Source organism: Acinetobacter sp. UBA3132 (assembly GCF_002364825.1).
GTDB classification, from domain to species: Bacteria; Pseudomonadota; Gammaproteobacteria; order Pseudomonadales; family Moraxellaceae; genus Acinetobacter; species Acinetobacter schindleri.
Window position 1 is genome coordinate 1 of sequence record NZ_DEZM01000192.1, and the last position, 10753, is coordinate 10753.

Below are 10753 nucleotides of genomic sequence, written 5' to 3' on the forward strand. Positions count from 1 at the left end.
TCTAAAAAGCATTTTGTCAATCAATTTCAAAAAGGAAAGACTCCATCTCCAGAGTCTGTGCAAGCGTATCAGCTTTTAGATACTTGGTTTAATCAAGCTAGCTCCAATAATGTAGATTTAAAGCTATTTGTATCTGAATAAACTATTGTGTTTTTAAGACTAATTAACAGGTCTTTTAAAAGACCTTTTAATTGGTTATTATTTATATATTTTTTATATGTCTAGGACATCGCCAAGATAAACAATATTATCCACTCACGCTTTGTCGCAAGCTTTTCAGACCTTAAAAAAGAACCCAATGGAAATGGTCACTAATGGTTTTATCGAAACAATATCATTCTTAAAATTACATCAGCTGAATAATTTACTTGTTAAAATCAAAACAGGAATTTTCAGGAATGAATGGAATATGGCAAAAGAATTTACAAGAACTTTTAGGAAAGCGTAGCCTTGAAAGTCAAAAACGAATTTTAGAAAAGGCAAATGAAATTTTAAATAATCTTGTTCAAGAAGATCGTCAATTATTAAAAATTGCCGAAGAAGTGCAAACTGAAGAAACCGTAAAAATTAGTCTAAATGAACTACGAGCTCGAGTTCACAAAAACCACACTTCATAAAGTTTGTTTAGATTAGCCACACTTTGATGCGCTCCTGAACTCCAATGGTGCAAAATGGCCTATTTTTTAGGCATACTTAAAAAATAAATTATTCTTGTTTTGCCTCTTTTTTCGTATGTAATTAATTTCCCACGCATTCTCCTTAAACCTATTCTATTTTTATATTGTGGCATGCTTTATGCATTTATTTATATACAACTATAAATAGAGGAGAGCAATACACTTGATCACTCATAATCACAAACATCGGTTAACCATTCATGTATAAAAAGAATAGCGAGGACATGATCATCAAAATGGAATAAACCGGTGAAATACAAAACTTACTTTTGCTTTAGAACAAGCCCCATCTCACTGTTATGGGGCTTTTTTTCGACTTTTTACCCAATTTTATTTATCACCTTCCAATAAGCACAAACTGGCACGCTTTCTGCATTTTCCTAAGTAATACGAAATTCTGGTTTTGTAATATCCACAGGAGATGCACATGAACAATCCGACATCAAATAAAAAAATGCATCCATGGCTTCACTTTCTGGTTGAGCTGCTCAGCGTACGCGCAGGCTTTCACATTAAACAGTCTTCCCAATACCAACCCAAGGATCAACATCGTGCCTAAACAAAAATTGGCACGGATCAGTATTACCGTGCCAGAAACCACGCTACATGCAATGGATCAAAAAATTGTCGAGCAGCACTATGAAAGCCGCTCGCAGGCCATAGTCGACATGATTAACCGCCACCTGATTGATGATCTGGTGGTTCGCGATGAAGTCATGGTTGGCACACTTACCTTGCTCTATGACGTCAGTCTGAAACCGCTGCGCAGTCAACTGGTCGATCTGCAACAGCAGTATCTGGCACAAGTGATCAATTCACTGCATATCCAGCTGGATGATGAAAAAATCCTGCAAGTCATGCTGATGCAGGGCGCGAGCAGTGACCTGAAAGAAATTAGCGAACAATTTATTGCACTGAAAGGCGTGATTAAAGGGCATCTCGAACTGATGGATGCCGTCATGCCGCCTATTCCACAAAATACCGAACACACTTAAGGAGAACAGCTGTGCACAACTTATGGACTGTACAGGACTGGCAACACGCCTACCAGAATAACAATATCCAGCTTAGTGACCTGATTGAGTATGTTGCCGGGTTGAATAATGACGATCATGCCTGGATATCAATTGCGACAGCCGCACAATTACAGGCACAAATTGATGCATTGACTGGTGCAGATAGTGCAAGCTTGCCACTTTATGGGGTGCCATTTGCGGTCAAGGACAATATTGATGTTGCAGGGTTCTATACCACAGCGGCTTGTAAAGAAGCAGCTTATCTGGCGACTTCCGATGCAACAGCAGTAGCCAAATTAAAAGCTGCCGGTGCAATCGTCGTGGGTAAAACCAATCTGGATCAGTTTGCGACAGGTCTGGTTGGGGTGCGCTCCCCATACGGCGCAGTGAAGAACAGCTTTAATCCTGAATATATCAGTGGCGGTTCGAGCTCAGGTTCCAGCGTGGTGGTAGCCAATGGATTAGTACCATTTTCACTGGGTACAGATACTGCAGGTTCAGGACGTGTACCTGCAGGACACAATAACATTGTCGGACTCAAACCGACCAAAGGCTGGTTCTCGACTACAGGCCTGATTCCGGCTTGCCGCACCATCGATGTGATTTCGATTTTTGCCTTAACGGTGGATGATGCCTGGCAGGTGGCGCAAGTCATGCAGGGCTATGATGCCAGCGATGAGTATTCCAGAATGCATCCTCAAAATGTACCGAGCCAATTTTCAAAAGGAAAAATTGCCATTCCGGATACACTGGAATTTTATGGTGATGCTGAAACTGAAAAAGCATTCCAGCTGGCGATCACACGTGCACAAAGCTTGGGTTATAGAGTTGAGCCGATTGATTTTACTCCATTTCAACAACTGGCGACTGCACTTTACAACCGCTCTTGGGTAGCTGAACGTACCAGTGCCGTGGAAAAAATGGTACAACGTGAGCACACCCATCCGGTAATTGGCCAGATTATTGCGCAGGCAGACCGGTTCAGTGCGGTCGATGCCATGCAAGATGAATATGAACGCGCCCGCCTGAGCCGCGTTATTCAAAATACACTGGCAGATTATGATGCCTTGATGGTGCCTACGGCACCCACCATTTATCGCATTGCAGAAGTAGAAGCCGATCCTCTAGTAAAAAACAGCCACATGGGCGCTTATACCAATTTTGTCAATTTTGCTGATCTGTCGGCTTTGGCGCTACCCAATAGCATTCGTGCCGATGGTTTGCCAACGGGCGTGACCTTTATTGCGCCAGCTTGGATGGATGAAGCACTGGCCAAATTCGGGCAAAAATGGCAGCAGGCAAGCCAATTGAAGCTAGGCACCTCTGAACGCCCATATGAAAAAACAACTGAAATCTCATCAGGTCACAGTGTCAAACTGGCTGTCGTCGGTGCACATCTAAGCGGAATGCCGCTGAATTTTCAGCTGACCACACGCGGTGGCACCCTGATCAAGCAGACCCGGACTGCTTCGCATTACAAACTGTACGCTTTAAAAAATACCACACCGCCAAAACCTGGCCTGCAATACAACGCGAAAGGTTGTTCAATTGAAGTCGAAGTCTGGGACATTCCGCGTGCACTGTTCGGGGACATTGTTGCAGAAGTTCCGGCACCTTTGGGGATCGGTAATGTCCAGCTGATTGATGGCACATGGGTCAAAGGCTTTATCTGTGAAGGCTATGCACTTGAAGATGCTACAGATATCAGTCATTTCGGTGGCTGGCGCGAATTTATGAAATCTAAACAACTTTCAAATACCAAATTTAAATGTGAATGCATAGGGGAAGTCGCAAAATGATCAAAAAAGCACTGATGTCCGTTTCCGTACTGTCTGCAATCCTTTTTAGTGGCTGTGACAATACCGCTAAAGTACCTGAACCAAATGCCAAGGCAGCAGGGAGTGTGAATACTCAGCCCATCCGGATTGGTTATAGTGACTGGCCGGGATTTGTGGCCTGGCAAGTGGCGATTGAAAAAGGCTGGCTGGAAGATGCCGAAGTTAATGCCGATTTTAAATGGTTTGACTATTCTGCTTCACTCTCTGCATTCGCAGCGAATCAGCTGGATGCTGTACTGGTGACTAATGGTGATAATCTGGTCACTGGCTCTGGCGGGACCAAGGGCGTAATGATCATGGCGACTGATTATTCTGCCGGAAATGACGTCATTATTGCCAAGAATGGCATTAATTCGATTCAGGATCTGCGCGGTAAAACAGTTGCGACTGAAAAAGGTCTGGTCGATCACTTGTTACTGTCCACTGCACTGGATGATGCCAAAGTTGGCCTGAATGAGGTCAAACTGGTTAATACCATGACCAATGAATTGCCACAGGTATTTGCCACTGCCGATATTGATGCGATTGCAGTATGGCAGCCAGTGGCAAATCAGGCACTATCTGCGGTGGCCGGTTCCAAGATTATTTTCACCTCTAAAGACAAGCCGGGATTAATCTACGACACCTTGACCGTGAATCCGACTCATCTGGAAGCCAATAAAGAGCAATGGAAAAAGGTGATTCAGGTCTGGGATAAAACCGTCAAATACATCAATGATCCGGCGACTCGTGAAGATGCTGCACAGATCATGTCTAAACGTGTCGGGGTCGATGCGAAGACCTATATGCAGTTCATTGATGGTACGCATTTACTTGATCTGGCCGCCAACAAGAAAGTCTTTACCAAAGGTGATGGTTTCGACTCGATCTATGGTTCCAGCTATCATGTGAACAAGTTCAATGTGGCCAACGGCATTTATACGACTGAAATGAACGTGGATGGCGTTATTGTTCCCACATTAGTACAAGAACTCAAATAGAGCATATCTCCTCATTCGGGAATGTAATCTAAACCCATAAAAAATCCCCAGATTGGGGATTTTTTACTATCAGATGAATATCAAAAAATTAAAGCTGCGTACTTTTGGAAAAGACATTGATAAAAATAATGCCAATGATCATAAACGCCAGACCGATCAGCGCAGGAAGATCCAGTTGCTGTTTAAACACCAAGAGACCAACTGTTGAAATCAGGATAATGCCAGCACCAGACCAGATTGCATAGGCAATGCCCATTGGAATGGTTTTCATGGTCAGTGAAAGGAAAAACAGGGCAACGGCATAACCGGCAATGGTGGCAAGTGAAGGCCAGAGCACGCTAAAACCATTGGAAGCTTTCAATGCAGAAGTTGCAATGACTTCTGCAATGATGGCAATCGAAAGATATAAAAAAGACATATTTCTCCCTATAACACCCGTTCTGCATGCTGCATCAGGTGATCCTGTTCTGACTTCAGCCAGCTTTCAGCTTGTGTAGTCGTGGGGGTCGCATATTGAAATTGGTAATCCGGCTGGTATATATCCAGCTCAAAAATCAGGTCAATGTCGCGACCATCTAAAATGACATGCTGAACCAGACGGGTCTCATCGAGAACTTCAAAATTTTCTAGGTTAAAGGCTTTACCTGTCTCACTGCTGCGGGTGCTGTAAGTTTTAGCTTGACCATCAGCCCCGATAGAAACTTCAAAACTTTCCACCAAGGCAAACACGGTCGGATCGACAGCTTTCAAGTCCATTTGAGCGACTGCACTTTGCACTTCAGGCAAACGCGTCAGGGCATAGGCAATATGATCAGCACAAATAATCAGACCACCATCCATTTCCAGTGTCTGACCAGATTGAATATCAAGCGCAGACTGAAGACGCAGGCCTAAAAATAAACCGTGTTGTATCTGCTGGCGCCAGTCTTCGACATAGACATTACTTGGAGAAAATTCCAGAATGCAGTTGCCAATCGCATGTAGCTTGGCTGGTTCCGGCCATTGCACATGATTCTGGTAATTGGCGTAGTCTTTCACTTCCCAGGACAATAGCTGGCTGGCGCTATCCCAAAGCGTATTGCCAATCCAGCCTTGGCGTTCCTGAACAGCTGTTCCGGTCTGGCTTTTTAGACGCAGATCAATGGTAAAACTGCGCGACTGAAACCAGTACACAATGGTGTTTTCATCGGTCAGGCCATTATAAAAACTGATGCTTTTACGCCGGAAAGCACCATATAAAAAGCCCGGAATAATCTCTGGCTGAGGGATGGTGGGCTTTAAAGTCTTGATCACTTCAAACAGATTCATAATGCTGTCTCCGTCTGTTCTTCAAGTCCAAAAGAGGAAAGTGGTACAGCATTTTTTAAGATCAGTTCACCGCTAGCAACGCGCTGTTTTAAATATTGAAAGGTCTGGGCGGTCTGATTAAACAGGTGCTCACCCCCGATCAGGGCAGAATATTTGGAATTTTCAGTGTGAATAACCGGTTCAATCACGGTGTCATAATTGCAGGCGCAAAACAGCGGGAATGAATAACGTTCTTCCGAGACCTTTTTCACGCGGTGCTTGGTGGCGAGATATTTACCATTTGACAGAATTTCCATCATGTCACCGATATTCATCACCAGTGTATTTTCAATCAGTGGAATGTCGATCCATTCACCGGCTTTATTCAAAACCTGTAAGCCGGGTGCGGTGGGTAACAGCAGGGTAAAGCATTCGTAATCGGTATGTGCGCCAATGCCTTCGGCATCTTTCACTTCCGGATTATAGGGATAATGAATCAAGCGTAGCTGACTTGGTGCATCAGTAATTTTGCTTGCGAAAAAGTCCTCGCGAACGCCCAATGCCAGTGCAAAGGCAGAAAAAATCTGCTGGCTGATTTCACGCAGATGACTATAGTATTGGCTGACAATAGACTTGAAATCCGGATGGTCTGGCCATAAGGTTGGCCCCAGTAAAGGACAGTCTTTTCTTACCCCCTGATAATCATAATTGACATCATAGGCTTCTTTTAAGTCATAACTGTTGCCGGCAAACTGTTCTTCACCAATCGGCACATAGCCGCTATGGTTTTTTGATTTGCCAATATAGTGCCGCATTTTGGTGTCCAGATCCTGTGCAAAATAGGACTGGGCCATTTCAATCAGGGCATTGGCGTAGTCAAAATTAAACTGGTCGCCTTGCAGATAAAGAAATCCGACTTCTTTACAGGCCTGATCCAGAGCATTTGCTACTTCAATACGATCGGCTAAATCCGGACTTTGCAATTTTGAAATATCAACCAGTGGGAGTACATATTGCGCTTGCATGGCAATCACCTCTAATGTTGGTCGTCCAACACAGCGATTAAAACCTTCGGGTCGTCCCAAAGGTATTTTGGATAAGATTATTTATTGCTGCTGACCTTGGTCATACGCGGAATGACCGGCAATTCTGCCAGTGCCGGATCCAGTTCATCTTCTTCAGCATGCACCAGATAATCGACACGTTGTCTTAACTGTTTAAATTCAGGACTAAGCATGACGTCTGGATGGCGTGGACGAGGTAGATCAACTTCAATAATTTCCTTGATTTCACCCGGATTGGCTTTCAGTGCAACAATACGGTCGGCCAGTAAAATCGCTTCATCCATATCGTGGGTCACAAAAATAATGGTAATGTCGATGTTTTGCCAAAGATCCATCAAGTGGCGTTGCATTTTTTGTCGGGTATGAGGATCGAGTGCCCCAAACGGTTCATCCATCAGCAGGATTTTTGGCTCATTGACCAAAGCCCGGGCAATCGCGACACGCTGTTTCATCCCACCCGACAGTTCATGCGGATACTGGTTTTCATACTTTTCCAGACCAATAATATTGATCCATTCGCGTGCCTGTGCTTCGGCCGCCGCACTACTTTGGCCTTTCATGCGCGGACCAAACATGACATTTTCCTTGACGGTTTTCCATGGAAATAGGGTATAGCCCTGGAACACCATGCCACGCTCCGGACTTGGGCCGGTAATGGGCTGTCCATCCACCAGAATCTCACCACTACTATAAGGATCCAGACCGGCGACGACACGGCTAAAGGTTGACTTGCCGCAACCGGAAGGACCAATCACACAGATAAATTCACGCTTATGAATTTTGAGATCAAGGGCATTTAAAACCGTACGTTCGGTTTTGCCATGACTGAATTTTTGTGTCAGTTGCTTCGCTTCCAGAATCACCGGACGGCTATAAATCTTGTCAAAGTATTCGCGGGTATTAAATTCAGTGTTTTGCATCAGTTGGCTCCCGGTTTCCATTTAAATAAGCGTTGTCCCAGTTTCATTAAAATCACATCACAAAGCAGGCCAATCCCTCCAATAATCAGGATCGCGGCAAAGACATTATCAAAGTTCTGATAGCGGGCTTGCTGGGTAATGAACCAGGTAATTCCTGAGGTACTGCCAATCAGTTCTGCTACGATCAGGTAAGTCCATGCCCAGCCAAGCAGCACGCGCAGATTACGGTAAATTTCCGGAAGGGCTGCTGGAATGACGACATGCAACAGGCTTTTGAGTTTATTGGTGCCCAGGGTAAAACCGGCTTCAATCAGGCTGCGATCCACCAGACGTGTGGTATTGGCAATAATCAGGATTTGCTGGAATAAAGTTCCAATCACAATGATGGCAATTTTGGGTGCATCATTAATGCCAAGAATGGCGACAGCCAGTGCACCAAAGGCTGGAGCAGGCAAGTAACGGAAAAATTCGACAAAGGGTTCAGTCAGCTGGGAAACTTTATTGGAGAATCCACATAAAATGCCAAGTGGAATACCGACCAGGGAAGAAATAAAGAACGCAGTAAACACCAGCTTGATACTGTGCCACAGACTTTCATGAAACCAGGGCGCATTGGCCTGAGCAGGCTCTGTGGTAAAAGCCGTGACCAGTGCAATGGCAACTTCATGGGGTGCAGGCAGATAAATCGGATTCACCAGAATACCTTGCGGCGGAGCCAGACCCTGATCTACCGCAGACTGGGCAGCAGAAAAAAACAGGTTTTTATCAATACGACTATCCACCTGTAAATAGGCAACACTACCTGAATCCGTAATCTGGACTTGTGGATGCCAGATAAATGGCAAATAGCTGACTGCACACCAGATGAGAATTGGTATTAAAAACGACCCCAAGCCAAACAGTAACTTATTTCTGTGACTGAGTTCACGTGCAACGTAACTCATAGTGTTGCCCCTCAATATTACAAATTTTATAAAACGTAATACTGACTAAGCAAAATGGATGCCATGATTAACTAAAATCTTCAATTTGATAAAAGAATCTGATATTCAAAAATCATTAAAAAATAAAGTTTTTGACTTACTTAAATTAACCTTCTGGTTACGTATAAAAACATAAAACATAGCATTTCAGTCTTTATTGGTTATTTTTTAATCCAAACTATTTCATATCTTTACATTGGTTTAATTCAGTTTTGTTTTTCTTTAAGGTATTGCTCACTTCTTAACTCATTGAATTATAAAAGGGGAGCAATGCTAGAATTTAAAAATCAAATCGTACACGGCGCAATTTTCGATATGGATGGAACCATGTTTGATACCGAACGCTTGCGCTTTCAAACCTTGCAACAAGCTTCACATGAGCTGATTGGCATTGAATTTTCTGAAAGTTATTTAATGCAGTGTTTGGGCCTTAGTGCTCGTAGTGCAGAGCAATTGGCTAAAGAGCGTTATGGAGAAGATGTACCTTATGCCGAGATTCGTCAACGTGCTGATGTGCTGGAACTGGAGCACGTGCGTCAGTACGGCGTTCCGATTAAAAAAGGTTTATTACAAGTGCTGGAACGCCTGCGCAAAGCTGGTCTGAAAATGGCGGTAGCCACCTCAAGCCGACGTGCGATCGCAGAAGAATATTTAATCAATGCCAATGTCTATAAGTTTTTTGATGTACTGGTCTGTGGCGATGAGATTAAACAGGGGAAACCTCATCCGGAAATTTTTATCAATGCAGCCGAAAAAATCAATTTAAGTCCGGCCCAGTGCCTGATGTTTGAAGATTCTGAAAATGGTCTGCGCTCTGCCTATGATGCAGGTGGTATGACAGTGCTTTTCAAAGACATCAAAACACCGAACGAGTCGATGCTGGCACAAGCCCAGTATTATTATGAAACGGTCGAAGATTTCTTGACGGAATTAAACCAGTTTGTGCCCGTTCTGGACATGCCAGAACTACAGACGGCTTTTCCGCAAACACTGAATCAGTTGACGGTCGGGATACACGGTTTTGGTGCAATTGGTGGTGGTTATCTGGCTCAGGTCTTATCACACTGGGATGGATACACTCGTCCGCGCAAAATAATTGCTTCGACACGTAATCCGCTGTATCAATCAAGCGTCAATGCTTTTGGTACTTATTGTATCCGCTATGGACAGAATTCGTTTGATCAACGTATTGAAAATATGAGCGTGATTGATGCACATGATCTGGAACAGATGCAGAACATGTATATTGAATCCAGTCTGGTCGCCATTTGCGTACCAGAGGAAGCACTGGTTTCTGAAGCGGAGGTCATTGCACAAGGTTTATACGCACGTTATCTGGCTGATGAGCAGCGGGATCAGCCACTGACAGTGCTCATTATCCTGAATAAAATCGGTGCTAAACAGAAGGTGATACAGCAGATTCTGAACAGTCTGCGACGGATTACCGATGAACAGACTGCACAGAAGATTATGGATCAGCATTACTTCTGTGACACCGTGGTCAACCGTATGGTGTCCAAGCTATCAGACCAGAAACTGTATCGTCAGTTGCGCATTAAATACAACATGTTCAAGCAGTACCAGCTAGATGAAGATCTGTCCACCGTTGATCTGGATGATTCAACCGCATTGAATGCCGAGCAGGAACATCAGGCAGGTCTATATATAGAAGACCTGCGCCGTAACTTCCAGCCGAGTCATATCCTGCAGTCGATGGATCTGATTCTGTTTAATGCTGAAACGGATATGCCGATTTATGTAGAAAATAACAGTCCCTTACTGGCGAAAATGCGGCAGATGATTCTGGTGGATGATATTGCCAATATCCAGCTGATTAAAAACCGCTTATGGAATGGCGTACATGCGATGATGGCCTGGTATGCCAGCCTGCGTGGACATCCGACTATTGGGATTGCCATGTCAGATCAGGCAGTCAGAAAATTTATGCACCAGTCCTTAGCTCAGGTGAAGCATAGTCTATGTTACCA

Annotated in this window: 11 protein-coding genes; 6 read left to right on the plus strand and 5 right to left on the minus strand. The window is 44.1% G+C overall.

Annotated elements, in window-relative coordinates:
• Positions 1–398: 398 nt before the first annotated feature.
• From B4033_RS10325 to B4033_RS10345, 5 genes are all read left to right on the plus strand, one after another.
• Positions 399–617 (plus strand): hypothetical protein, encoded by a 219-nt coding sequence (locus B4033_RS10325; RefSeq protein ID WP_005100244.1) that lies wholly within the window; start codon positions 399–401, stop codon positions 615–617.
• Positions 618–1104: 487 nt separating this feature from the next.
• Positions 1105–1236 carry a hypothetical protein gene (locus tag B4033_RS10330; protein ID WP_004647016.1) on the plus strand — a complete coding sequence of 44 codons (132 nt, stop codon included), beginning with the start codon at positions 1105–1107 and terminating at the stop codon, positions 1234–1236.
• Positions 1229–1672, plus strand: a complete 444-nt coding sequence (locus B4033_RS10335; RefSeq protein WP_286833690.1) for a CopG family ribbon-helix-helix protein — start codon at positions 1229–1231, stop codon at positions 1670–1672. The genes B4033_RS10330 and B4033_RS10335 overlap by 8 nt, the downstream gene beginning before the upstream one ends.
• An 11-nt stretch (positions 1673–1683) precedes the next feature.
• A complete protein-coding gene (gene atzF, locus B4033_RS10340) occupies positions 1684–3492 on the plus strand; it encodes an allophanate hydrolase (protein WP_286833692.1) in 1809 nt (602 codons plus the stop codon).
• The gene (locus B4033_RS10345) at positions 3489–4511 is read left to right on the plus strand and encodes an ABC transporter substrate-binding protein (protein ID WP_286833694.1); all 1023 of its coding nucleotides are present in this window, start codon (positions 3489–3491) and stop codon (positions 4509–4511) included. Before atzF ends, B4033_RS10345 begins: the two co-directional genes overlap by 4 nt.
• Before the next feature lie 88 nt (positions 4512–4599).
• Here B4033_RS10345 and B4033_RS10350 read toward each other — a convergent pair whose 3' ends face one another.
• From B4033_RS10350 to B4033_RS10370, 5 genes are all read right to left on the minus strand, one after another.
• Entirely contained in the window at positions 4600–4929 is a 330-nt protein-coding gene (locus B4033_RS10350; RefSeq protein WP_004280373.1) for a DMT family transporter, read from the minus strand.
• Between the two features lie 8 nt (positions 4930–4937).
• Positions 4938–5819, minus strand: a complete 882-nt coding sequence (locus B4033_RS10355; RefSeq protein WP_286833695.1) for a hypothetical protein — start codon at positions 5817–5819, stop codon at positions 4938–4940.
• On the minus strand, positions 5816–6823 hold the full coding sequence (locus tag B4033_RS10360) for an isopenicillin N synthase family dioxygenase (RefSeq protein WP_286833696.1): 1008 nt from the start codon (positions 6821–6823) through the stop codon (positions 5816–5818). The genes B4033_RS10355 and B4033_RS10360 overlap by 4 nt, the downstream gene beginning before the upstream one ends.
• A 77-nt stretch (positions 6824–6900) precedes the next feature.
• Positions 6901–7782 (minus strand): ABC transporter ATP-binding protein, encoded by an 882-nt coding sequence (locus B4033_RS10365; protein WP_004809406.1) that lies wholly within the window; start codon positions 7780–7782, stop codon positions 6901–6903.
• Positions 7782–8726, minus strand: coding sequence for an ABC transporter permease (locus tag B4033_RS10370; protein WP_286833700.1), 945 nt, complete (start codon positions 8724–8726; stop codon positions 7782–7784). The genes B4033_RS10365 and B4033_RS10370 overlap by 1 nt, the downstream gene beginning before the upstream one ends.
• Positions 8727–9035: 309 nt before the next feature.
• On the opposite strand from B4033_RS10370, the gene mtlD reads away from it, so the two are divergent.
• A partial coding sequence (mtlD, locus tag B4033_RS10375; RefSeq protein ID WP_286833702.1) for a bifunctional mannitol-1-phosphate dehydrogenase/phosphatase occupies positions 9036–10753 on the plus strand: 1718 nt, incomplete at its 3' end.